Raw genomic sequence first — 24809 nt, forward strand, 5'->3', positions numbered from 1 at the left:
CGATGGACACCCTTGCATTCAGCTAACACTTCCCACTGTAAAGGCGTGTTCGGGACTTACACCCTAGAGTTATCGCCCATGCTGGGCACACAACAGCAAACCCGACAGGTTTTAGAAACCTGTCGGGCTTAACAAGATGAGTTAAAACAAAAAAGGCTGTCAAAAATTGACAGCCTTTATATTATTCTTCTATAGGTTTCATTTTAAATGTATCCATAAATGCAGTTGTATAATCTCCTGCGATATATCTTGGATCATCCATTAATTGTCTATGGAAAGGAATTGTAGTTTTTACGCCTTCGATGACAAATTCATCTAAAGCTCTTCGCATTTTACTAATCGCTTCATCACGGGATTGTGCAGTTGTAATCAACTTAGCAATCATTGAATCGTAATTTGGCGGAATAGTATAACCAGAATAAACGTGAGTATCTAAACGAACTCCGTGACCTCCCGGCATATGAAGCGTAGTAATTTTTCCTGGTGAAGGACGAAAATCATTATAAGGATCTTCGGCATTAATACGACATTCTATAGCGTGTAATTCCGGCAAATAGTTTTTTCCTGAAATCGGAATTCCAGCTGCAACCATAATTTGCTCACGAATTAAATCGTAATCAATAACTTGTTCCGTAATTGGGTGCTCTACCTGAATACGGGTATTCATTTCCATGAAATAGAAATTTCTATGCTTGTCAACTAAAAACTCTACCGTTCCGGCTCCCTCATACTTAATGAATTCTGCAGCTTTTACAGCAGCTTCTCCCATTGCAGCACGCAATTCATCTGTCATGAATGGCGAAGGCGTTTCTTCAGTTAATTTTTGGTGACGACGCTGTACTGAGCAATCTCTTTCAGAAAGGTGACATGCTTTTCCATAAGAATCTCCAACAACCTGAATTTCGATATGACGTGGTTCCTCAATAAGTTTCTCCATGTACATCCCGTCATTTCCAAATGCAGCAGCAGCTTCCTGACGTGCACTTTCCCATGCTTTCAATAATTCATCTTCTTTCCAAACGGCACGCATTCCTTTTCCACCACCACCAGCAGTTGCTTTAAGCATTACTGGGTAACCAAATTCTTTTGCCAATTGTTGTGTCTGCTCGAAAGATTCTAACAATCCGTCAGAACCTGGCACACATGGAACTCCTGCTGCTTTCATTGTAGCTTTTGCAGAAGCTTTATCTCCCATTTTATCAATCATTTCAGGTGCAGCACCAATAAATTTGATTCCGTGTTCCTGACATATTTTTGAGAACTTAGCATTCTCAGAAAGAAATCCATATCCTGGATGGATTGCATCTGCATTTGTAATTTCTGCAGCGGCAATAATATTTGACATTTTCAAATACGATAAGTTACTTGGAGGAGGACCAATACAAACCGCTTCGTCAGCAAACTTAACATGTAGACTTTCTGCATCGGCTGTAGAGTAAACTGCTACAGTTTTGATTCCCATTTCTTTACATGTACGAATTACACGAAGTGCAATTTCTCCTCTATTCGCAATTAATATTTTTTTAAACATCTTTTTAAAATTAGATAATTAGATAATTAGATAATTGGATAATTAGATTTTAAGCACTTTCGAAAAAGTCTAAAAATCTAAAAATCTAACGATCTAAAATTAAGATGGATCAACTAAGAATAAAGGTTGGTCAAATTCTACAGGAGACATATCGTCTACAAGAATTTTTACAATTTTACCTGAAACTTCTGATTCGATTTCGTTAAATAATTTCATTGCTTCAATTACACAAAGAACATCACCTTTAGAAATAACACTTCCAACTTCAGTAAATACTGGTTTGTCCGGAGATGGTTTTCTGTAGAAAGTTCCAATAATTGGAGATTTAATAGTAATGAATTTAGAATCTTCTGCCGGAACAGATGCCTCACTAGTTACGCTTACAACAGCTGGAGCATGTTGAGGAGCGACTGCTTGTGGCAATGCAGCCTGAGCAGGCAATTGTTGTACATAAGTAGTTTCAGTTACATTTCCTTCTAAAGTTGTTCTGATGGTGATTTTTACATCATCCATTTCTAACTTTACCTCTGCAACTCCCGAATTTGCTACAAATTTAATTAGGTTTTGAATTTCTTTTAAATCCATAATGATTTGTTTTTAGTTTTAATTTATTTCTTATCGTAAGCCCATTTTAGGTAAATAGATCCCCAAGTGAATCCACCACCAAAAGCGGCAAAAATAATATTATCTCCTTTTTTGAATTGGTGTTCAAAATCGTTTAATACCAATGGTAAAGTAGCTGACGTCGTATTACCATATTTTTCAATGTTCATTAACACTTTTGAATCCTCAAGATTCATTCTGCTTGCAGTAGCATCAATAATACGTTTGTTTGCCTGATGTGGCACTAACCAGTTAACATCTTCATTAGTCAAATTGTTTCTTTTCAGAATCAATTCGCTTGCATCAGCCATATTGGTTACAGCATATTTAAAAACGGTTTTTCCGTCCTGAATAATATTGTGTTGATTGTTTTGAACGGTTTCTAAAGTAGTTGGTATTAGAGAACCTCCGGCAGGAATTTTAAGAAAATCGCGTCCTACACCATCGCTTCGCAAGTATTCATCTTGCAGACCTAAGCCTTCATAATTTGGTTCGAATAAAACGGCACCCGCTCCATCTCCAAAAATAATACAAGTTGCTCTGTCTTTATAATCTACAATCGATGACATTTTATCAGCACCAATTAATAATACTTTTTTGTATCGCCCTGACTGCACATAAGCTGCAGCAGTTGACATTCCGTATAAAAAACTTGAGCACGCAGCCTGCAAATCGTATGCAAATGCATTTGTAGCTCCAATTTCTGTTGCAACATAAACTCCTGTTGAGGCTACCGGCATATCTGCTGTAGCTGTTGCCATTATAATCATATCAATCTCTAAAGGATCAATATTTGCTTTCGCAATTAAATCCTGTGCTGCTTTTATAGCAAGAAACGACGTTCCTTTATCAGCATCTTTTAAAATCCTTCTTTCTTTAATTCCAGTACGAGTAGTAATCCATTCGTCATTGGTATCAACCATTGTTTCTAATACTTTGTTCGAAAGAACGAAGTCAGGAACATAAGCTCCAACAGCGGTAATTGCGGCTGTGATTGTATTCATTATATTCTATTATTTCGTCTCAAATACTGTGATTTGAAAAATTTTTAAAAGACTTGAAAATTACAAAAAAAAACAAAGCGAATTTGTATCTATTTTCTTAAAAACAGAAAATTATAACCAACAAAAAAAACTCTCACTATGTGAGAGTTCTAGTATAATTTACAAAAACGTATTAAGCAACCGCTACAGATTTATCGATAACAACTTGCCCTCTGTAATACATTTTACCTTCATGCCAGTAAGCTCTGTGGTATAAATGTGCTTCTCCAGTAATAGGACATGTAGCGATTTGAGCTACAGTAGCTTTATAATGTGTTCTTCTCTTATCTCTTCTTGTTTTCGAGATTTTTCTCTTAGGATGTGCCATTTTACTATATTATTTATCCGTTAATAGTTTCTTTAATTTGTCCCAACGCGGGTCAATATCTTCTTCTTGTTTACTCTCTTCTTTTGTTTCTTTGACTGTTAGTTCATTTAGTTTTTTCAAGGCTTCAGTTTGCAAACTTCCGTCTTTTACTCCTGGATGAACTCGTTTTAAAGGTACCGACAGTGCAATCATTTCATAAATGTATTGTGCTACATCTATTTCATGCTCTCCATGCGGCAGAATCAACAACTCTTCGTTATCGTTATTAAATTCATCTCCAAAGCGAACAATTAATTTCATTTTTCCTTTTAAAGGCAAATCGAAATCTTCGCTTGTCAGATCACAAGGTACATTTACAGTTCCTTTGTGTTTGAATTCCAACTCTAACATGCTGCTCTTCTTATCTAAAACTAAACCTACTTTGATATCCGAACTTTGAAATTCGTCGTAATCAAAGTTCTCAAAGAACATGTTACTTATTTGATACTCAAAATGGTGTTTTCCTAGCTTTAACCCTATGAAAGGAATTAAAAATTCTTTTGTTTTGCTCATTTCAACATCAATTTCACCAACTCTTATCTAAAAATCAGATACCTGAATTGGGGTGCAAAGATATAAAATTATTATAAAACTAATAATCTTATTCACCTTTTTTTGTTTATAACTGTTTTTCTTTTATTTTAAGTGGTTTTTGACTTATCTCTTCGTACTGATTACGGGAGTGAAAAATATCTATTGCAAGATAAACCGCTTCTCTAAACGAATTGAAATCTGCCATGTCTTTCCCAGCAATATCATAGGCTGTACCGTGATCCGGCGAAGTTCTGATCTTATTTAAACCAGCTGTATAATTAACTCCTTTTCCAAAAGACAATGTCTTAAAAGGAATTAATCCCTGATCGTGATAAGTTGCCACAACAGCATCATATTTTTCATATTGACCGCTTCCAAAAAATCCATCAGCAGGAAAAGGTCCAAAAACCATTGTTCCGGCGTCAAATATTTTCTTTAAAGCGGGCTTTAAAACCAAATCATCTTCTTTACCAATTACACCGCCATCGCCAGCATGTGGATTTAATCCTAAAACGGCAATTTTAGGTCTTACGATACTAAAATCCTGAATCAAAGATTTTCTTATTGTTTCTATTTTTCTTGTAATTAATTCTTCTGTCAAATGCGAAGAAACTTCACTTAAAGGAACATGATCTGTTAATAAACCAACTCTCAAATTATCCTGCACCATCATCATTAGTGCATTTCCTTCTAATTCCTGATCTAAATAATCTGTATGTCCGGGAAATTTAAAATCTTCTGACTGGATATTGTATTTATTAATTGGAGCTGTAACTAAAACATCTATCAAATCCTCTTTTAAAGCCTTTGTAGCCGCAACAAAAGATTTTATGGCATATTCTCCTATCTTCTCATCATTTACGCCCAGATTAATATCAACACCTTCTTTCCAAAGATTATAAACATTTACTTTTCCGGGCACAACCTGATCTAGTTTATCAACTCCATGAAATTGAACTGTAGAAGTGAAACTTTTTTTAACGAAAGAAAGTATTTTTGCATTGGCAAAAATAACCGGTGTACACATTTCTAACATACGGGAATCCTCGAATGTTTTTAGTATAACTTCGCTTCCAATACCGTTTAAATCTCCAATTGAAATTCCAACTATTATATTTTCTGCTTTTTTATTCATGAGCTCAGGTTATTTATTACTAATTTTGATGTGCAAATTTAGTAAAATAAAACAACAATGTTTACAGGAATTATAGAAACCCTTGGAAGGATTCACGAAATACAAAAAGATCAAAATAATCTTCACGTTACAGTCGATGCTTCAATTACGAATGAATTAAAAATAGATCAAAGTGTTTCGCACAACGGAATATGCCTTACTGTTGTCGCAATAAAAGATTCACTTTATACTGTAACTGCTATTGCAGAAACCATTTCGAAGACCAATATTGGAGACTGGAAGGTTGGCGATATTGTAAATCTGGAAAGAGGAATGAAGCTTGGCGACCGCCTTGACGGTCATATTGTACAAGGTCACGTAGATCAAACCGGAACCTGCAGCAAGATCGAAGAAGCAAACGGAAGCTGGAACTACACTTTTGAATACAACAAAAACCTCAGCAATATTACAATCGAAAAAGGATCAATAACGGTAAACGGGGTAAGCCTTACGGTAGTAAACTCTAAGACAAACGAATTTAGCGTTTCGATTATTCCGTATACTTTTGAAAACACTAATTTCAAAAATTTCGAAGTTGGAACAAAAATCAACTTAGAATTTGACGTTGTCGGAAAATACATTTCAAGACTTTATTCGATAAACAAATAAGTCTAAACCGCTTACAAAAGAAAGAAGCTGTCTCAAAACTGAGTCAGCTTCTTTTTTTTAGTTTGCATTTTTATAAGCAATTTTGTAAATTTAATCAGTGTTAAGTAACTGATTACACACGAGATTCAAAGATTATAACCTACAACAAACGGTACTTTTACCTTATTCATTTGATGACTTAATTCCACAGAAACATCCTGTTCGAATAGTTGACCATGTGGTTGAGTCAATAAATATTCAGCCTCTTTTAAAGGCTTACAGCAAAGAAGGCAATCCCGGCTATCAAATTTCATTATGCGCTTAGATTTCTCATCATCAAGCTTCATCAATCTATTGATAAACTTATAATATTGGCCGTTCACGTCTGTCTTATCCAAATTTGATGATTTTTTACACTACATTATAAATTCTATTAAACAATTCTCGAAAATTATTTAAGCACACAGGCTCAATATGCAAAATTACGATGTAAAAAATAACATTTTAAGTCAAGTCCGTCAACTCATTTATACACACCTCAGTTAATACAACGGAAAATGGCAAGCATTCTGTAGACAGTTTTCTCAGCAGAACAGTTATTTTAATCAGATTTTGCAACACACAAATTCACTTCAAATTCGGCGAATCACACAAAATTCAACGGTGCCCAAATATCAGAGATTAAAGGGATTTACTTTCTTATAATTTGCAACTTTCTATAGTGCACTTAGAGGTTGTACTGACCAAAGATGTTTTTCTTTAACAACATCTTTACAGACAAATCATCATCATTTGATATTTTATGTTTTTTTCGATATACTCAATACCGATAAGATCTATATAAAATTGTTAGTTCTTTTTTGTTTCAAAAAAATTAAAAAAGATAATGAGATTGCAAAATTCCGACTTAAAAAAATCGCAATAGCACACTAGAAGTTTTTAAAGTATCAAAAAAAGACATTTGAAGAAATTCGGAAGAAAAATACAGTGCATAAAAAAAGCCTTTACATTGCTATAAAGGCTTAATTTCTAGTAGTGGTCCCACCTGGGCTCGAACCAGGGACCACCTGATTATGAGTCAGGTGCTCTAACCAGCTGAGCTATAGGACCGGTTTGAGGATGCAATATTACTATTATTTTTCATTCACTCCAAATATTTTGGGATATGATTTCTATTTAATTTCAAATAATACCTCATATTTTTTAGACATTATTGATTTTCAATAGCTTATTTCAGATCACCAGAACTCATTTTTTTATTTAATTTCCTGACAAAGCTCCACCAAAACACCATTTGTGTTTTTTGGATGCAGAAAAACTACTAATTTATTGTCGGCTCCTTTCTTCGGAACCTCATTAATCAGCACAAAACCTTCGTTTTTTAAACGGGTCACTTCGGCATGAATATCATCAACATCAAAAGCAATGTGATGAATTCCTTCTCCCTTTTTTTCTAAAAACTTCGCAATTGGGTTTTCCGGGTTTGTCGCTACTAAAAGTTCAATCTTATTGGTTCCGGTTTGAAAAAAAGAAGTCAAAACGCCTTCGCTTTCCACAGATTCCATTTTATAGGACGGAACGCCCAATAATTTCTCAAACAATACATTCGCATCGTCCATGTTTTTTACTGCAATCCCGATATGCTCTATTTTATTTACCATTTTAAATACAATTTACTGATTAATATAAGTATTAAAATAACCGCATTCAGCAATTACATCCTGATAGTATTTCGTATCTGAATAGTCTTTTTTCAACGTTTTAAAATTACTCCAGGCAAGAAAATTGATTTTATCATCGTCAGCTTCCCACCAATTCTTTAAATTGTTATACTTATTATTATAGTATTCGTTACGTTCACATTTTGCCAGCATATAAGTACATTTTGCCTTTTGCTCTTTTGTTGTCGCCGCCTCTAATGCTTTTTGATAATACATTCTGGGAACATCACAATCCGTAATCATCTTTTTCATTGAACCTCTGAATGAGTAAGGACTTGAACCATAACCTACAATACTTATTTCGTAGAAAGTTCTGCCGTTTCCAAAATGAGTAATATTATAGAACGCATTTCCTAACAACAAACTATTCGTATATACATCTTCTTTCTGAGCAAGCTTATCCTGCATTGCTTTTACGGTATTTAAGAAATCCAGCTGTGTATATTTCTTTTTTTGATAGGCTGAATGATCACAATCATGACAATCTTTGATATTCCCATTAAACGGATTTCCTAAAAAAGTATAATACTGAACTGAATCTGCTTGTTGAATAAATGCAATTGCTTCGGGAATTTTATTTTTGAATGTCGCCTGAACTGCCTGAAAATTATTAATATCTTTTAATTTCAGATAATAAATTCCTGCTCCAATTTTCTCGATTTCAGTTTTATTTGGCTTAGCCAAAAATGATTTCATATCTAATAAATTCTTCTCATTATCATAAAATGCATTTCCTCCGCCCCAATAATAAGAATTCGAATGAGCATCTCCGCCAAACAATTCTACCATTACAGGATTTGATTTCGCTCTGTACAAAGCAGCCAAATAATTCTTGCTCCATTGCACGGCATTTTGATAACGGAATTCCTGACTTTTATACGTTTTAGGAAGTTCCTGATACAACCAATTCAAATCGGCTAAAACTGTTTTTTCGTTTTTATCCGTCAGTTTGTCAATTTTACTCATATTATTCACAAAACGAAGCAAGCGCAATTGATAACCCGCCAACTCTGTTTTTGGCAATGTCGTTTCGGCTTTATTCAGATTGATATCAGCAGCAGCATAATCCCCTTTTAAGGTTTGCAAATACCCTAATGAAATATCCCATAAATATGGTTTTGCAGTATTTCCTGCGGCGGCAATTTTAGCTACTAAATCAAAAGCTTTAAGATTAATCTTCGCTTTATTCTCTAATCTGTTTTCAACAACAGTCTGTTTTACAACTGGTGAACTATAATCATCAGACTTTATTTTTACTTCAAATGAATTATTAATTGCCTGTTCCTGATTATTCACTAGTCGGGTTAACAAATAATCCAGATGTTCACTTTTAGGGTCTAATTCATAAATTTTCCCTATTGCCTGCGCTTCATCTTTATAAAAACCATGCACTGCCCAAAGTGCCGCTTTTTCTTTGTTACTTTTAGCCATTGCCAAAGATTTATTCCAATCTGCCTCATTTTGCGGATGAAAACTATACGCAGTAACAATTCTCAATTCAGGACATTTATCAAATACCTGCGCATATAAATAATTAGAAGCCGAATACTTTTTGTGTTGATAGTTTATTCCCGCAACATAAGAAAGAGCACGATAATACAAGGTGTTTTTTGGTACAGAAGCTTCTGTTTTATTAAAAAATTCAATTGTTTTTTTCTTATTACTGCTATAGAAATAAGCTTTCGTGGTAAGAAACCAATATCTGTTTTTCAGGAATGAATCTGAAGTTGTATTATAAACATTTTCGATAGACTGAATCATTTTCAGATCATCAAACGTTTTTGCCACCACAGGATCATAACTCCAATAATCATCACCAATAGAAACCGTTTCTATTTTTTGTGCCAAATACAAAAACTCGATAAAGCTTTTAACCTTATCATCTTTCAAATTGATTTTCTTACCCCATTTTAGTGAAACCTGATTGTCTTTTTTACTCTTAAAAAAAACATGCAGCTGTTCAATATCCGTTTTATTCTGAGGTACTTTTTTATCCGAAGAATATCTTGGCGTTTCCTCACCAATTAAAAAATAAGTTATTGTCGCGGCATCTGCTTTACCCTTTAGATAATTTCCCCAATCTGATTTTATGTCGTCATTAAATCTGGAGTTGTGTTCTGTATCAAAGCCAATTCCGTAAAAAATATCCCCTGATAAAAAAAGTGGCGAATACGACTTATCTGCAAATGTTTCAGGTGTAAAGTTTGAATTATAACTAAAAAAATCCCAGTCGTCACCACCTCCACAAGCATAAATTATTCCGTATACAGAAAATAAAGCCGCACTAGAAACAAGAAATAACTTGCTTAAAAATATTCTTTTCATAGTTTTTAATATTGAATTCGTCTAAATCGTAAAATATAATTTCTCTTGGAGGCTGAACTAAATTCTCATTCAGATCCTCTGCCATTTCTTTTAAATCCTCTGAAGAAATTGCCTCAATTTTAAGCAAATCATTCTCTTCATAAAAGATTCCGTTTTTATAATTGGATTTTTTCACCTTAAAAAAGATTGTTCCGATTTTCTCGAAGTTAGCATCTTTTTTAAGTTCACTCACATTCAGTTTCGAACGCAAACCTATCACTTTCTGATCTCTGATATGAACTGCCCAGGAATATATTGGCAATGCAAAATCAAGATGCAAAGGATATTTCTTTAAACTTTTAAGATATCTTTCAGCGATTTTTTGGCTGTAAATAGAATTTAGGGAATCATTTGCTATAGTTCCCATATTATAATACATCAATACTCCGGAATCGACATTTGGGATTTTCGTTTTCCTGAAATATTTTACCTGATGCAAACGAATCGTTGCTGAAAGTTTTTTCTTCGAAAGCTGTTTAAAGCGCTCAATAAACTTAAGATAATTGTTTTTACTCGTCAAAGTCCAGTCGCAATCTATCTGAATCTCCTGAACAACAATTTTATTCTTCGTGTTGATTTCCTCTACTAAACGAGTTGTCTTTTGTGCCAAATCATCTATATCAAGATTAGGGAGCGACATGACTTTGTTTTGAATAAAAATTACGGGAACAATATTAAACTGATCTACATTTTCCTTAAACCGGATGGGACTTATTGGGATTGGCTCTTGTGTTTTGGGCTGCAAACCAATATCAAAATATCTAATATAAAGTTTACTTACATTATTATCCTGTAACACCTCTTTCTCTGTTTGAGACAATTTAAAAATAGTTTTCCAATAATAAAAAGCTACAATTGGCTTTTCATTTTTACCACAGGAAATCAGTAAAAAAAAGAGTATGCCAACTAAAAATCTTCTTATCAAAACCAGGAAAAATTATATTTAAAATCAAAAGTAAGAAATTATATCGTGTTGATGATTTCAAATTCAAAAAAATAGTCAGAGGCGAAAGCTTTAAATCCTAATAAATGGATAAAAAATTTCAATTAAAGCAAATATAATCGTTATTTTGTGCAATCAAATTTAGAAACCGTTATGTTGAAAAACAACTTCAGATATATTGCCTTTTTACTTGTATTTTTAATGTTGAGCTGCGCTAAACGAGGCAGCATTACCGGCGGACTTAAGGACACTCTTGCTCCGGTTTTAAAATATAGTTCTCCAAAAAACATGAGTACTAATTTTGAAGGAAATGAAATCATTCTGGGTTTTGATGAATATGTAAAACTTAAAAACATAAACAAACAGCTTATTATTTCACCTCCTATGAAACATGAGCCGGTGATTTTACCAACAACTGCAAGTAAAGTTATCACCATAAAAATAAAAGATACTTTACAACCTAATACTACCTATAGTTTTAACTTTGGTCAAAGTATTGCTGACAATAATGAAGGGAACGCAATTAATCAATTCAAATATATTTTCTCTACGGGATCTTATATTGATTCACTTTCAATTAGCGGACAAATTAAGGATGCATACGAAAAAAATGTAGACAATTTTGTATCTGTAATGCTTTATGAAGTAAATGACACTTATAAGGATTCTATGATTTATAAGCAAACTCCGCGATATATCACGAATACTTTAGACAGTTTGAGAACTTTTAAACTGGAAAATTTAAAGGCGGGAAAATACTTGCTGATGGCCTTAAAAGACAAAGGCGCAAATAACAGATACAATCCTAAAGATGATAAAATTGGATTCCTTAAACATTATATCACTGTACCAAATGATACTGTATTCGAATTAGAATTATTTAGAGAAACGCTTCCGCTAAAAGCTTTTAAACCAATTCAGGCATCCGGAAACAGAGCATATCTTCCATATGAAGGAAAACAAAACTTTAAACTTTCTAAACCCAAAATTGTTCTTAAACACAATAACGAGGTTTTAGAAACTATCGTCACGGCATTCCCTAAAAAAGACTCTTTGCAAGTTTGGTACAAACCAATAAAAGTAGAGAAAATAGATTCCCTATCCATGGAAATCAGCAGGGACAATTACAACAAAAAATTTACTTTTAAGATTAAAGATCAAAAGAAAGACACCTTAAACATTACGGCACTACAAAATGGTGTCCTGAATTTTAGGGATCGATTTACTTTAGAATCAGCAACACCACTGGTTAAATTTGATAAATCGAAAATTAAATTAGTTAACAAAGACTCTGTTGCTGTAGATTTTACAACAGAATACAACGAGTTTGAACAAAAATTATATGTTGATTTCAAAAAAGAACCAGTCGACAAATACAATATTACCTTTTTTCCAGGTGCTTTGACTGATTTTTATGAAAAGGCAAACGATACGCTTGCTTATAAATTAACGACAAAAGAATATGCTGATTACGGGAATCTTGTATTGAATCTGAGAAACGTAAAACGCTTCCCGATAATTATTGAGGTTACAAATAAAAAGGGTGACGTTGTACTGGCTAGCGCATATTCTGAGGGAGAAACAAAAATAAGTTTCGACTTATTACAGCCAGAGGCCTTTACGTTGAGAATAATCTACGACGACAACAAAAACAAAATGTATGACGCGGGAAATTTCCTCAACAAAACCTATTCTGAAGAGGTGTTTTATTACCAAAAAGAAATTGATGTAAGAACAAATTGGGATGTTGATGAAACGATTGATTTAAGCGTACCTTTTAATCCTGAAGTCGAGAAAAAACAAATTGATAAAAAGAAAAAAGACGACGAAAAGAAGCGAAAAGCGTTCTAGTTTTTAATCTCAAAAACATCTTTATCACTTAAGAAATCGAGTTTTTTTCGAGTTTCTAACATTGCATTTTTATCTAATTCTACTATAAAAGCTGCTTCGGTTTCCTGAGGTTCCAGAATAAAATTTCCTAAGAAATCAATCACTTGCGAATGCCCTGTGTGTTCGTAATTGTTTGCATCGAGCCCTACTCTGTTTACACCAACGACATAAGTTAAATTCTCGATTGCTCGTGCCTTTAGCAAAGCATCCCAGGCATTGGTTCTAACTTTTGGCCAGTTGGCAACATATAACAATAGGTCATAATTTTCGACATTTCTTGCAAAAACAGGAAATCGCAAGTCGTAACAAATCTGGAGGCAAATCTTCCAATCAAGATATTCTACAATAACCTTTTCGTCTCCGTTGGTATAAAATTTATCTTCGCCGGCAAGCGAGAATAAATGGCGCTTGTCATAATATTGAATTTCGCCTGACGGAAAAACAAACAACATTCTATTATAATATTTCTCGTTTTCGACAATAATTAAACTTCCCGTTATGGCGAAGTTTTTTTGTTTTGCTAAAGATTGTAACCACAGAACGGTTTCGCCTTGCATAGTTTCAGCAACAACAGGCGCATTCATGGTAAATCCCGTTGAAAACATTTCCGGAAGTACTACCAAATTAACCGTAGAATCGACCTGATTGATCTTCGATTCGAAGTTTTTTCGGTTTTTAGAAGCGTCTTCCCAGTAAAGATCGGATTGAATAAGTGCTATTTTCATATCTCAAAAATACGAATTTTAAGATTAAAATGAATTTTCTCAGAAAAAGCATTATCTGCAAAATTTTCTCAAAACACGGCTAAAAACAACACATATTTTGGATATTAAAAATGCTTCACGAAAAAATATTGCAAAAAATATGCGCTTTGTGCAAAAAAAATGCAAATGTGAAAAATAAATTTTTATATTTGATCGCCAATAAAAAACCAAAAAAACATGAAAACCACAGAATTATGAAAAAAAAGCTAATTTCATTAGTATTTATTGGGGGGATGATCTTCTCAGCAAATGCAAAAGAGGCTGCAATTAAAAAGCACCTTTTTGAACAAAAAAGCAATCAGACAGAAATTTCGGGCCAAGTACTGGGTCAGGATGACGGAATGCCAATTGCCGGCGCAACGATTTATGCAAAAGGCAATAGTAAAATAGCAACTATAACTGACGAAACCGGGAAATTCAAACTAAACGTTCCGGAAAATGAAACTCACATCATCGTTAGTTATATGGGTTACGCAACTTTAGAATACAAATTAAACAACACTCAGGATTTAATAATAAACTTAAAACCAGCTGAAAATGTTTTAGATCAGGTTTTGGTAACTGCATTAGGAGTTAAAAAAAGCAGCAAATCTGTTGCTTATGCAGTAACTGAATTAAAAGGAACTGAATTCACGAAAGCGAAAGAAACCAATATCGCCAACGCCTTAGTAGGTAAAATTGCCGGTGTAAACGTAAGCAGTACTGCAACCGGACCAAATGGTTCAAGCAGAGTTGTCATTAGAGGAAATGGTTCGCTAAACGGAAATAACCAGCCTATGTATGTGGTAAATGATTTACCAATTGACAATACGCAATTGAACTTACCGGGAATTGGGAACGGACCAGGTTCTACAAGAATCAATGTTGACCGTGGTGACGGAACCTCTGTTATAAATGCTGATGATATTAAAACAATCACTGTTTTGAAAGGTGGAACTGCCGCTGCATTATACGGGGCAAACGCTGCAAACGGGGTTATCTTGATTCAGACTAAGAGAGGATCTGCCCAAAAAGGGATTGGAGTAGATTATAATACTTCATTTACTTTCGAAACACCATCGATCAAACCAGACTGGCAATACGAATACGGTTCAGGGGCAAATGGAAAAAAACCAACCAATCAGGCTGAAGCTATCGCTGACGGTCGCTGGTCGTGGGGAGCTAAAATCGACGGAACAGATGTTGTTCAGTTCGATGGTGTAGCAAGACCTTATGTAGCCCAAAAAGACAATATTAAAAACTTCTACAATACCGGAACAACTTTTATCAATTCCCTTGCTTTATCTGGAGGAAATGAAAAAGCAACCGGACGTCTTTCATTTTCAAATATGGAGAACAAAGGTGTTGTACCCAATTCTGATTTTAATCGTAAAAGTATCAATATTGCCAGCAATGTGAACTTAACAAACTGGTTAAAATTTGATGTTGTTGCGCAATACAATTTAGAAAAATCAAACAACAGAACGACAGTATCTGATGCTGAAGCAAACCCTAACTGGGGAACTTACATGATTGCCAATACGGTTGACATTAGAAATCTTGCTCCCGGATATGATGCAAATGGTATCGAAGAAGCATGGAATCCTGTTGCCGTAGCTACAAACCCTTATTTTGTGGTTAATAAAATTAAAAACAACGATACTAAAAATCGTTTTATCGGAATGCTGAATGTTAAATTAAACTTCACTCCTGAATTATTCCTTCAGGGTAGAATTGGTCAGGATTTTACAGATTATAACTTCTTTGGATACATCCCAAAAACGACTTTGAACAATCCTGTTGGATACGCACAAGGTTCAAGGGTTAAAATATCCAACCTGAATTCTGAAGCAATTCTTAATTATACCAAGAAAAATATCGTTGATGATTTCTCTTTAAATGCTTTAATTGGAGTAAACTCACGCACCAATTTAAGAGATGAAACCAGATTTGAAGGCTCTAACTTTGTGTTAGATGATTTTTATGCCATAAGCAACTTATCTACGCTAACTTACAGCTATCCTTACGGAAAAACAAAAACAAATTCAGTTTATGGTGCCGCGGATTTTGACTATAAAAACATTGTATTTTTAAATGTTACAGGTCGTCAGGATTGGTTCTCTACACTTTCTAAAGAAAACAATACAGTATTTTATCCTTCGGTTGGAACAGCTGTTATCTTATCCGATATTGTAACAATGCCAGATTTTGTTTCATTTGCAAAACTAAGAAGTTCATGGGCCCAAGTGGGTGGCGCAACACCGGATCCTTATGCATTGAACCAATCCTACTCTATGGTTCAGGGCGGACACAACGGTCAGCAATTGCAAGGACCAACAAGTTCAAGAGTACCAAACCCAACTTTAAGTCCGTTGACTTCTACAACATTTGAAATTGGTACTGACTTAGGATTTTTCCGCAATCGCTTAAATCTTGATTTAGCATTTTACAACCGTGCTACAACAAATGATATTGTCGAAACTACAATTTCTAACGCTTCGGGATCAAGCACAGCTTTACTGAATCTAGGAAAAATGAGAAATAAAGGGGTTGAATTTTTATTAAGTGGAAAAATCATTAATTCTGAAAATTTCTCCTGGGATGCAAGTTTCAACGGATCTTATAATCAAAACACAGTTGAAGCACTTACAGATCAGTTAAACTCTATTACAATGGCAACTGCTGTAAACGGATATGTTACGATAACAAGTGATGTTGGCCGACCATATAGCATCATAAAAGGATATAAACCTCGTCTAGATGCAAACGGAAATACTGTTTATAATGTAAGCGGCGGATCTGCAACTATCGCACAAGGGCCACTTCAGGAATTAGGTCAGGGAGTTCATCCTTGGGCGGCAGGTCTTAGCAACGAATTTAAATACAAAAACATCTCATTCAGCTTTTTGATCGATGGTAAATTTGGAGGAAGTTTATATTCCGGAACTGACTTATACGGAACTCGTATGGGATTAACAAAACTAACTCTTGAAGGTCGTGAAAACGGTTTACCAATAAAAGGTGTTGACACAAACGGAAATCCGGTTGATATGGTTATTGCTCCTGAAAACCTAAGAACATATTATGATGGTTTAAGAAACATTTCATCCACTTTTATCTATGATGCAAGTTTTGTAAAACTAAGACAAGTAATTCTTGGTTATGATTTACCAATTCAAAGAATAAAAGGATTATCAAAACTTCAGGGAGCTTCTGTTTCATTTGTAGCAAGAAACTTATTCATTCTTTACAAGAAAACACCAAACGTAGATCCGGAATCTGTATTTAGTGCAGGAAATGCGCAAGGTGTAGAACAATTTGGAGTGCCAAAAACCAGAAGTTTCGGTTTAAGTTTAAATGTCAAATTTTAAACTCACCTAATTGCTAATTTTTAAATTAAAAGACATGAAAAAGATAACCATATTATATATCGCAGGAATACTTTTAGGAAGTATATCATCCTGTACCAAAGATTTTGAAGAAATCAATACCAACCCAAATGTGGTTGATAAACCAAATCCGAATTACATTTTCAGCAAAGCTCAACTTGACGGCTTAAACAATAATTATTTTTTTACTGACATTCTTGAATGTGGCGGAATGATTCAGCATTATGCAACTTACAAAGAAGCCTCAGGTGTGGGAGATAAATATTTAAGCAATGAAGTATATTTTTCAGCTTATTTCAATCAGCTATATCCAACAGCTTTAAATGAAATCGAAATTGTAATTAATGCTTTAAAAGCAAATCCAAACGATACTAACAAGTTGAATATTGCCAGAATCTGGAAAGCGTATTTGTATCACAGAACTACAGATTTATATGGAAACATTCCGTATTCAGATGCGGCAAAAGCAATCACCTCACAACTTTTCCTTCCAAAATATGACACTCAGGAATTTATCTACAAAGATTTACTGAAAGAACTGGATGAAGCCGCCACTGCATTAGATCCTGCTAAAGCAAGTTTTGGCAAAGCCGATTTTATCTATGACGGAGATGTCGCAAAATGGAAAAAATTTTCTTATTCTTTAATGCTTCGTTTAGGATTAAGATTGAGCAAAGTTGATCCCGCTTTATCAAAAACGTGGGTAACGAAAGCAATCGCTGGTGGAGTAATCCTTAATGGAAGTGATAATGCAATCATGAAATATACAGACGGACCAAATGATTTTAATAAAAACCCTGTTGGTTTTGATGCCAGAAGACAAGATTTTACAGCGGGATCTTATGGGCAAAAAAATGTTGAAGGAGGAAAACTAGCCAAAACATTCATTGATTTATTAAAATCTACTGCAGATCCAAGAATTAGTGTTTACTCCGGCGTTTGGCAGGGAACAACGCAAAATACATCTCTTGCCATACAAAAGGGTTTCCCTAACGGAACAAAAACAGCACCAACAGCAGCGGAACAAGGTACGTATTCCGAGCCTAATCAAAGTACGGTTTTTAAATTTGATGCTCCTCTTGTTCTTTTAAGTAATGCAGAAACAAATCTATATTTAGCCGAAGCTGCAGCAAGAGGATGGTACACCAACGAAAGCGATAAAGACTTATACGAAAAAGGAGTAAAAGCTTCTTTCCTAAACATGGGAATTTACGGCGCGACTTATGCAATTACAGATGCAACTGCTTATCTAACACTTAATCCGTACAACGCGGCAGGATCTTTTGAAGCTAAAATGAATCAGATTCATACTCAGATCTATGTTGCTTTATTTGTAGACGAAGAAGAGGTTTATGCCAACTGGAGAAGAACGGGATATCCTGTTTTAGTTCCCGTAAACTTTCCGGGCAATGTTACAAACGGCACAATCCCAAGACGTTTGAAATACTCTACCAGCGAATATTCAGTGAATTCAGCTAACTTAGCCGAAGCAGTGAAACGCCAGGGCGAAGATAGTTTTACAACCAGAATGTGGTGGGATAAATAATAATTAAGAGTTAAAATGTGCCTTTAGACACTAAATATTGGTAGAGAATATGAATCAGAATATCTAGCGTGCCGTAGGTACGCAATAATTAACATTTTGTTGCGTACCTACGGCACGCCAACGAACTTCAAATCTAATTACTACCAATATTTAGTGCCTAAAGGCACAAATTAAAACCATCAATTGTTAACTGGCATAAATAATAATAACAAAAAGATAAATGAGCATATTAATTCTTACGGCATGCATTGCGTTTTTAATCATTCAGATAGCCTGGCTTAAAATCAATCCGTTTATTGCCTTTATCATAACAGCTTTATTAGCAGGTCTTTTTTTAGGCCTGCCAATAGCTATTTTGTCTCAAACTGTTCAAAAAGGTTTGGGCGAAATGTTAGGATCTATTACTTTGATTATCGTTTTCGGGACCTGTATTGGTAAACTTACCGTTTCATCAGGCGCCGCCAATGTCATCGCAAAAACTGTTATGGGATGGACGGGCAAAAAATACGTTCGCCTTGGCTTAATGATTACCGGATTTATTGTTGGGATACCACTATTTTATAGTGTTGGATTTGTTTTGTTAGTTCCATTAATCTTCTCAGTAGCCCATCAATTTAAACTTTCAAAAGTATATCTCGGTATTCCAATGCTGGCGTCGCTTTCAGTAGCACACGGTTTCTTGCCACCACATCCGTCTCCAATGGCTTTAAGCAGTATTTTAAATGCTGATATCGGACTTGTTTTAGTCTACGGAATCATCATTGCGATTCCAACCATTTTTATTGCAGGTTTGTTGTTTTCGAATTTACTGAAAAACATCAAAACCGAATCAGATCACGAAATCCTGAATGTTGAAGAAGTGGTTAACGCAGGAAAGCAGCCTAGTTTTTCCCTAAGTTTATTCTCAGCCTTATTTCCTGTCTTCGGATTAACGCTGACTTCGATATTACCTATGATTTCACAAAATGAAACATTAGTAAATATCTGTAAAACGGTAGGAGAACCAAGTATGATTATGCTGATTTCTTTATTGATTTGTACCTATACTTTAGGAATCAGAATGAACAGAAGCATCACATCAGTAATGGATGATTATGCCGTTGCAATAAAAGATGTCGCTTTGATTGTTCTAATTGTTGGTGGAGCCGGAGGTTTAAAAGAAGTAATGATCGTAAGCGGCGTAAACGAAACTATAGTAGCCGCTTTAACACAAATAAACATTCATCCATATTTATTGGCCTGGATGATGGCGGCAATCATACGCGTTTGTGTGGGTTCTGCTACAGCAGCCGGATTAATGACTGCCAGCGTTTTATTACCTTTACTACAAACCACCGGTCTCGACCCTAACTTATTGGTTTTGTCCGTAGGAGCAGGAAGTTTAATGTGTTCTCACGTAAACGACCCAAGTTTCTGGATGTTCAAAGAATATTTTAATATCAGCCTGAAAGATACTTTCAAATCATGGACCGTCATGGAATCTCTAGTATCTGTTTTAGGAATCATTTTCGTTTTTATTTTAAACTCTATAATACATTAATATCATGAATTTATTACCACAAGAAAAATTTGAAACATTAGGCTTATCATTACCACCAGCACCACAACCTCTTGGTATTTATAAACCTTATTTAGTTGATGGTAAATATTTATACCTTTCAGGTCATGGACCTGTTAATGATGACAAGTCCTTAATCATTGGCCGAATTGGCGATGATATGGATATCGAACAAGGAAAATTAGCAGCAAGACAAGTTGGCTTAACCATGCTTTCTACAATTGTAACCAATTTTGGAAGCCTGAACAAAGTAAAACGAGTTATAAAAGTTTTAGGAATGGTGAATTGCAATGGCGATTTCCTAAGACATCCATACGTGATAAACGGTTGCAGCGAATTGTTTGCAGAAGTTTGGGGACAAGAAAACGGAATTGGCGTAAGAAGCGCAGTAGGAATGGGTTCTTTACCGGACAATATTCCCGTTGAAGTTGAAGCTGTTTTTGAATTATATTAAAAAATATGCCACAGATTAAATGATTAAAAATGTTTTTTTTTCGCCACGAATTTCACAAATTTTCACGAATTAATTTTCACATACTGATTTGTGTAAATTCGTGAAATTCGTGGCAGAAGAATTAAACACAACGTTTAAAATCATTTTAATCTGTGTCAAAAAATTAAACACATAGAAACATAGATTTATTTTTGCAATAGTTACAAGGATATTCAAAAAAGCTCGCTTTCTCACATAGCTATGTTTGTTAATGCAAGTGAAACGCCTTTATTCGGTTTTAAAAACTATGTTTCTATGTGTTTAAAAAAATAACACCAAGCTTATAAATTATTATGAATACAACACCACAAACCAGAATTGCAACGTTTGGAGAATTATTACTCCGAATGAGTGTTGCAGATGGAAACAGATTCACGCAGGCCAATGAAATAAAAATACATGTTGGCGGTGCCGAAGCAAATGTTTGTGTTTTACTTTCTCAACTCGGCATTCAAACCGATTATCTTACCCGATTACCAGAAAATGATCTGGCACAATTGGCCTTAAACGAACTTCAGAAATACAAAGTCAATACTTCAAAATGTGTGTATGGCGGAGAACGTTTAGGATTGTATTTTGTTGAAGCTGGAAATCAAATCAGGCAATCGCAGGTTATTTATGACCGAAGCAATTCGTCTTTCGCTACTATTGAAAAAGATCAAATTAATTGGGATTTGGCTTTCGCCGATGTTACTCATTTTCATTGGTCAGGAATCAGTCCGGGAGTTTCTAAAGAAGCAGGTTTAGCTTGCAAGGAAGCAATTCTGACAGCGCATAAAAAAGGAATTCCAATTTCTTCTGATTTTAACTTTCGATCAAAATTATGGCAATACGGAAAACATCCGTCTGAGATTATGCCGGATTTGCTTCAATACAGCACAATCACAGTTGCTGATTTAGATGCGATTGAAATTTATTTCGGAATTAAAACAGATAATACTGAATCCGACGAAGATCGTTTTCAGAAAACATTCGAATTATTAAAAGCAAAAATGCCTTTTCTAAAAACACTGGCAATGAGTTTTAGAAAATCAGACGGACCGGCACATTTATACAAAGGATTACTAATTCATGAAGGCAATTTCTATCAGACACAAGAACATAAAATACACGTTGTAACAGATCAGATTGGTTCCGGAGACGCTTTCAATGCAGGATTATTATACGGATTATCCAATAAATTTTCCGGACAGGAATCTATCGAATGGGCGACAGCTTGTGGTGTAATCAAACAAAGTATTCACGGAGATTTTGCCATAACGAACCTTAACGAGATCAGTCATTTTATTAAAAATGGCTCAAGTAACAGAATTAATAGATAAATAAAGAATATGTACAGCATTTTAAAAGCACAAGGCGTACTTCCGTTAGTTACACAAATCAATATAGAAACAGCCCAAATAGTATTGCAATCGGCGGCTGATGCTGGCATAAAAATTATCGAGTTTGCAGCTCGCGCAGATAATGCTAAAGAAGTTTTTACTCAAATGATCGCCTTTAAAAAAGCGAATAATCTGGATGTAAAAATAGCCGTTGGATCTATTTTAAGTGTTGATGATGCTGAGACATTTCATCAATTAGGAGCAGATTGCATTGTTTGTCCTCATACTGATCTGGAAATTGGCAATTATTGTTTCAAAAATAATATTTACTGGATTCCAGGCGCAGCGACTTTAAACGAAATTCTTCATGCGAATAAATTAGGTGCAGAAATTGTAAAACTTTTTCCTGCCGATAAAATTGGCGGTCCAGGATATGTAAAAGCAATAAGAGCACCGTTCCCAAATTTGAAAATAATGCCAACCGGAGGCGTAACTCTTGAAGAAAGCAATTTGAAATCATGGTTCAAATCCGGTGTTGTTTGTGTTGGAATTGGTTCTAATTTATTTTCGAAAGAAATTCTTTTGGATTTAAAATACGAGCAATCGTTACAAGCATTTCAAAATTTAATTGAAGTTGTAGAAAAAACCAGAAACTAAAATTATGCAAGACAATTGGTGGAAAATTAATTCCGAAATCCGCATTGACACTCCGTTTCTGGCTGTTTACGAAGATCGTATCCAGTCGAATATTGAGCGTTTGATTGAATCAGTAAATGGCGAAACTCAAAAATTAAGGCCCCATATAAAGACGCATAAAATTGGCGAGATTCTGGATTTGTTTAAAACCTACAGCATCAATAAAATAAAATGCGCGACAATTGCCGAAGCTGAACTTGCCGCCATACACGAAATTCAGGACGTGCTTCTCGCCTATCAGCCTGTTGGCGTTAAAAAAGAAAGATGGATTTCATTAATACAAAAATATCCTAATACTTCTTTTTCGACTATCGTTGACAATCTTGATTCAGCAAAAGCTTTGAATAAAATTGCAAAAGAAAACGATTTAAAACTTACCGTTTATCTGGATCTTAATACAGGAATGAACAGAACCGGAATTTCGATTCATAAAGATTGGAGTGCTTTAATTTATGAAATTCTTGAGTTAGAAAATCTTCATTTCGCAGGAATTCATATTTATGACGGCCATTTAAAAGGCTATGCGGAAGAACGAATTGCTGCCGCTTCAAATTCTTTTTTTAGCATAAATGAGAGAATTGAAACAATTGAACAAAAACTAGGTTACGAATTAAAAATTGTTGCCGGAGGATCGAATACATTTCCGTTTTATGCGACTCAAAAAAATATAGAATGCAGTCCGGGAACTTTTGTTTTCTGGGATTCAAATTACCAGATTCATTTACCGGAACAAAATTTCGAACCCGCTCTGGTTATTGTTGGAACTATTGTTTCAAAGCCTACAAATGCTACATTTTGTATTGATATTGGATACAAAGCCGTAGCTTCTGAAAATCCTATTGATAAAAGATTAGTGATTTTAAATGATGAAAACCTAATCCCAACATCGCATTCAGAAGAACATTTAATTATAGAAAACAAAGGGAAAAACGAGTACGCTATTGGCGACACTATTTATGCCCAACCTTATCATGTTTGCCCAACCTGTGCCCTTTACGATTCGGTTCAGGTAGTAAATGCAGCGCATCAAATTTGCGATCAATGGCAGGTTGTTGCACGCAGCAGAAAAATTAACATCTAGGAGAAAAAGAATAGAAAATAGAGCGAAGAAGAAAGAGAATAGGCCTCACAATAACACTTGTAGAGAATCTCTGAGCCTTTGAACCTTTGTGACTTAAAAAAAATAATATGTTTATAATAGACGCACATCTAGACCTGAGCATGAATGCAATGGAATGGAATCGAGATTTAAGAAATGATGTACCTACATTACGTAATTTCGAAAAAGGAATGACAGACAAACCGGATCGCGAACGCGCCACGGTTTCTTTTCCAGATTTACGAAAAGGAAACATTGGTATTGTTGTCGCCACTCAAATTGCACGATTTGTAAAACCAGGCAGTATTATTCCGGGTTGGAATTCTCCTGAACAAGCCTGGGCACAAACACAGGGACAAGCTGCATGGTACAAAGCGATGGAAGAAGCCGGAGAAATTACAGCAATAACAGATAAAAAATCACTCCTAAAACAAATTGATTTATGGAATGACGGAACGCCAAACGATAAAAAACCTATTGGTTATATCTTAAGTCTTGAAGGTGCCGATTCTATTATTGATATTTCGTATTTAGAAAAAGCATACAATTACGGATTACGTGCCATCGGACCTGCACATTACGGACCCGGACGCTACGCAAACGGAACGGATGCTACCGGAAAAATGCAGCAAAACGGTCTAGATTTGTTGAAAGAAATGGAACGTTTGAATATTATTCTGGACGCAACACATTTGTGTGATGATGCTTTTTGGCAGGCTTTAGATCATTATAACGGACCCGTTTGGGCAAGTCATAACAATTGCAGAAGTCTGGTCGATCATAACCGTCAATATAGCGACGAAATGATTCAGGCATTAATTTCAAGAGGAGCCGTAATTGGCGGAGCTTTAGATGCGTGGATGCTAGTACCAAATTGGGAAAGAGGTGTTTCGACTCCAAAAGGTACAAATTGCAATCTCGAAACTGTTTTCAAACACATGGATCACATTTGCCAATTGGCAGGAAATGCGAATCATATTGGTATTGGTTCAGATCTGGATGGTGCTTTTGGAACAGAACAAGGTCCGTACGATTTAGATACGATTGCCGATTTGCAAAAATTGGTTCTGATTTTTAAAAACAACGCATATTCTAATGAAGATTTAGATAAAATCTTTCATCAGAACTGGATTAATTTTTTAATGAAAAATTGGGATTAACCCGTTGAGTGTAATTATTTTTAACACATAGAAACATAGTTTTTT

Annotated in this window: 21 protein-coding genes and 1 tRNA gene; 10 read left to right on the plus strand and 12 right to left on the minus strand. The window is 34.8% G+C overall.

What is annotated here, in order from left to right; all coding sequences use genetic code 11:
• Positions 1–181 precede the first annotated feature (181 nt).
• From accC to pdxA, 6 genes are all read right to left on the minus strand, one after another.
• Entirely contained in the window at positions 182–1531 is a 1350-nt protein-coding gene (gene accC / locus ACQKCJ_RS22055) for an acetyl-CoA carboxylase biotin carboxylase subunit (protein ID WP_271338186.1), read from the minus strand.
• A gap of 99 nt (positions 1532–1630) precedes the next feature.
• Positions 1631–2116: an acetyl-CoA carboxylase biotin carboxyl carrier protein gene (gene accB / locus ACQKCJ_RS22060; protein WP_271338188.1), complete on the minus strand. Its 486-nt coding sequence runs from the start codon at positions 2114–2116 to the stop codon at positions 1631–1633.
• A gap of 23 nt (positions 2117–2139) precedes the next feature.
• On the minus strand, positions 2140–3138 hold the full coding sequence (locus tag ACQKCJ_RS22065; RefSeq protein ID WP_271338189.1) for a beta-ketoacyl-ACP synthase III: 999 nt from the start codon (positions 3136–3138) through the stop codon (positions 2140–2142).
• A gap of 172 nt (positions 3139–3310) precedes the next feature.
• Positions 3311–3505, minus strand: coding sequence for a 50S ribosomal protein L32 (gene rpmF / locus ACQKCJ_RS22070; protein ID WP_007137315.1), 195 nt, complete (start codon positions 3503–3505; stop codon positions 3311–3313).
• Positions 3506–3514: 9 nt separating this feature from the next.
• Complete coding sequence (locus ACQKCJ_RS22075) at positions 3515–4057, minus strand: YceD family protein (RefSeq protein WP_271338196.1); 543 nt, start codon at positions 4055–4057, stop codon at positions 3515–3517.
• Positions 4058–4163: 106 nt separating this feature from the next.
• On the minus strand, positions 4164–5213 hold the full coding sequence (gene pdxA, locus ACQKCJ_RS22080) for a 4-hydroxythreonine-4-phosphate dehydrogenase PdxA (RefSeq protein WP_271338197.1): 1050 nt from the start codon (positions 5211–5213) through the stop codon (positions 4164–4166).
• A 57-nt stretch (positions 5214–5270) separates the two neighbouring features.
• Here pdxA and ACQKCJ_RS22085 point away from each other — a divergent pair, with 57 nt between their 5' ends.
• Positions 5271–5861: a riboflavin synthase gene (locus tag ACQKCJ_RS22085; protein WP_271338198.1), complete on the plus strand. Its 591-nt coding sequence runs from the start codon at positions 5271–5273 to the stop codon at positions 5859–5861.
• Positions 5862–5986: 125 nt separating this feature from the next.
• On the opposite strand, the gene ACQKCJ_RS22090 is transcribed toward ACQKCJ_RS22085, so the two are convergent.
• The 5 genes from ACQKCJ_RS22090 to ACQKCJ_RS22110 all read right to left on the minus strand — a co-directional run bounded on the left by ACQKCJ_RS22090 (position 5987) and on the right by ACQKCJ_RS22110 (position 10745).
• A complete protein-coding gene (locus ACQKCJ_RS22090) occupies positions 5987–6238 on the minus strand; it encodes a hypothetical protein (RefSeq protein WP_427402933.1) in 252 nt (83 codons plus the stop codon).
• Between the two features lie 638 nt (positions 6239–6876).
• Positions 6877–6950: transfer RNA gene (locus ACQKCJ_RS22095), tRNA-Ile, on the minus strand.
• Positions 6951–7096: 146 nt separating this feature from the next.
• The gene (gene mce, locus ACQKCJ_RS22100; RefSeq protein ID WP_427402934.1) at positions 7097–7501 is read right to left on the minus strand and encodes a methylmalonyl-CoA epimerase; all 405 of its coding nucleotides are present in this window, start codon (positions 7499–7501) and stop codon (positions 7097–7099) included.
• A gap of 12 nt (positions 7502–7513) precedes the next feature.
• Complete coding sequence (locus tag ACQKCJ_RS22105; protein WP_427402935.1) at positions 7514–9886, minus strand: hypothetical protein; 2373 nt, start codon at positions 9884–9886, stop codon at positions 7514–7516.
• Positions 9846–10745, minus strand: coding sequence for a hypothetical protein (locus ACQKCJ_RS22110; protein WP_427402936.1), 900 nt, complete (start codon positions 10743–10745; stop codon positions 9846–9848). The genes ACQKCJ_RS22105 and ACQKCJ_RS22110 overlap by 41 nt, the downstream gene beginning before the upstream one ends.
• 276 nt (positions 10746–11021) lie before the next feature.
• Between ACQKCJ_RS22110 and ACQKCJ_RS22115 the strand changes: the two genes are divergently transcribed.
• Entirely contained in the window at positions 11022–12719 is a 1698-nt protein-coding gene (locus ACQKCJ_RS22115; protein WP_271338218.1) for an Ig-like domain-containing protein, read from the plus strand.
• Here the strand turns inward: ACQKCJ_RS22115 and ACQKCJ_RS22120 are convergent.
• Positions 12716–13483, minus strand: coding sequence for an amidohydrolase (locus ACQKCJ_RS22120; protein WP_271338203.1), 768 nt, complete (start codon positions 13481–13483; stop codon positions 12716–12718). The genes ACQKCJ_RS22115 and ACQKCJ_RS22120 overlap by 4 nt on opposite strands.
• A gap of 233 nt (positions 13484–13716) precedes the next feature.
• Here ACQKCJ_RS22120 and ACQKCJ_RS22125 point away from each other — a divergent pair, with 233 nt between their 5' ends.
• The 8 genes from ACQKCJ_RS22125 (at position 13717) to ACQKCJ_RS22160 (ending at position 24764) form a co-directional block, all read left to right on the plus strand.
• Complete coding sequence (locus tag ACQKCJ_RS22125) at positions 13717–16872, plus strand: SusC/RagA family TonB-linked outer membrane protein (protein WP_427402937.1); 3156 nt, start codon at positions 13717–13719, stop codon at positions 16870–16872.
• Between the two features lie 34 nt (positions 16873–16906).
• Complete coding sequence (locus tag ACQKCJ_RS22130; protein WP_427402938.1) at positions 16907–18436, plus strand: SusD/RagB family nutrient-binding outer membrane lipoprotein; 1530 nt, start codon at positions 16907–16909, stop codon at positions 18434–18436.
• Positions 18437–18656: 220 nt separating this feature from the next.
• On the plus strand, positions 18657–19976 hold the full coding sequence (locus ACQKCJ_RS22135) for a GntP family permease (RefSeq protein WP_271338206.1): 1320 nt from the start codon (positions 18657–18659) through the stop codon (positions 19974–19976).
• Between the two features lie 4 nt (positions 19977–19980).
• Positions 19981–20448 carry a RidA family protein gene (locus ACQKCJ_RS22140; RefSeq protein WP_271338207.1) on the plus strand — a complete coding sequence of 156 codons (468 nt, stop codon included), beginning with the start codon at positions 19981–19983 and terminating at the stop codon, positions 20446–20448.
• 332 nt (positions 20449–20780) lie between these two features.
• Positions 20781–21809, plus strand: coding sequence for a sugar kinase (locus ACQKCJ_RS22145; protein ID WP_271338208.1), 1029 nt, complete (start codon positions 20781–20783; stop codon positions 21807–21809).
• A gap of 9 nt (positions 21810–21818) precedes the next feature.
• The gene (locus ACQKCJ_RS22150) at positions 21819–22466 is read left to right on the plus strand and encodes an aldolase (protein ID WP_271338209.1); all 648 of its coding nucleotides are present in this window, start codon (positions 21819–21821) and stop codon (positions 22464–22466) included.
• Positions 22467–22470: 4 nt separating this feature from the next.
• On the plus strand, positions 22471–23586 hold the full coding sequence (locus tag ACQKCJ_RS22155) for a D-TA family PLP-dependent enzyme (RefSeq protein WP_427402939.1): 1116 nt from the start codon (positions 22471–22473) through the stop codon (positions 23584–23586).
• A gap of 107 nt (positions 23587–23693) precedes the next feature.
• On the plus strand, positions 23694–24764 hold the full coding sequence (locus tag ACQKCJ_RS22160) for a dipeptidase (RefSeq protein ID WP_427402940.1): 1071 nt from the start codon (positions 23694–23696) through the stop codon (positions 24762–24764).
• Positions 24765–24809: the final 45 nt, after the last annotated feature.

Origin of the sequence: Flavobacterium sp. NPDC079362, assembly GCF_050267765.1 — a bacterium.
Classification (GTDB): Bacteria; Bacteroidota; Bacteroidia; order Flavobacteriales; family Flavobacteriaceae; genus Flavobacterium; species Flavobacterium azizsancarii.

Coding starts and splice junctions, on each gene's coding strand:
- accC (WP_271338186.1), bottom strand. CDS start 1,531: ATGTTTAAAAAAATATTAATTGCGAATAGAGGAGAAATTGCACTTCGT.
- ACQKCJ_RS22140 (WP_271338207.1), top strand. CDS start 19,981: ATGAATTTATTACCACAAGAAAAATTTGAAACATTAGGCTTATCATTA.
- ACQKCJ_RS22150 (WP_271338209.1), top strand. CDS start 21,819: ATGTACAGCATTTTAAAAGCACAAGGCGTACTTCCGTTAGTTACACAA.
- ACQKCJ_RS22085 (WP_271338198.1), top strand. CDS start 5,271: ATGTTTACAGGAATTATAGAAACCCTTGGAAGGATTCACGAAATACAA.
- ACQKCJ_RS22160 (WP_427402940.1), top strand. CDS start 23,694: ATGTTTATAATAGACGCACATCTAGACCTGAGCATGAATGCAATGGAA.
- rpmF (WP_007137315.1), bottom strand. CDS start 3,505: ATGGCACATCCTAAGAGAAAAATCTCGAAAACAAGAAGAGATAAGAGA.
- ACQKCJ_RS22105 (WP_427402935.1), bottom strand. CDS start 9,886: ATGAAAAGAATATTTTTAAGCAAGTTATTTCTTGTTTCTAGTGCGGCT.
- ACQKCJ_RS22145 (WP_271338208.1), top strand. CDS start 20,781: ATGAATACAACACCACAAACCAGAATTGCAACGTTTGGAGAATTATTA.
- ACQKCJ_RS22065 (WP_271338189.1), bottom strand. CDS start 3,138: ATGAATACAATCACAGCCGCAATTACCGCTGTTGGAGCTTATGTTCCT.
- accB (WP_271338188.1), bottom strand. CDS start 2,116: ATGGATTTAAAAGAAATTCAAAACCTAATTAAATTTGTAGCAAATTCG.
- ACQKCJ_RS22130 (WP_427402938.1), top strand. CDS start 16,907: ATGAAAAAGATAACCATATTATATATCGCAGGAATACTTTTAGGAAGT.
- ACQKCJ_RS22115 (WP_271338218.1), top strand. CDS start 11,022: ATGTTGAAAAACAACTTCAGATATATTGCCTTTTTACTTGTATTTTTA.
- ACQKCJ_RS22120 (WP_271338203.1), bottom strand. CDS start 13,483: ATGAAAATAGCACTTATTCAATCCGATCTTTACTGGGAAGACGCTTCT.
- ACQKCJ_RS22125 (WP_427402937.1), top strand. CDS start 13,717: ATGAAAAAAAAGCTAATTTCATTAGTATTTATTGGGGGGATGATCTTC.
- ACQKCJ_RS22135 (WP_271338206.1), top strand. CDS start 18,657: ATGAGCATATTAATTCTTACGGCATGCATTGCGTTTTTAATCATTCAG.
- ACQKCJ_RS22075 (WP_271338196.1), bottom strand. CDS start 4,057: ATGAGCAAAACAAAAGAATTTTTAATTCCTTTCATAGGGTTAAAGCTA.
- pdxA (WP_271338197.1), bottom strand. CDS start 5,213: ATGAATAAAAAAGCAGAAAATATAATAGTTGGAATTTCAATTGGAGAT.
- mce (WP_427402934.1), bottom strand. CDS start 7,501: ATGGTAAATAAAATAGAGCATATCGGGATTGCAGTAAAAAACATGGAC.
- ACQKCJ_RS22155 (WP_427402939.1), top strand. CDS start 22,471: ATGCAAGACAATTGGTGGAAAATTAATTCCGAAATCCGCATTGACACT.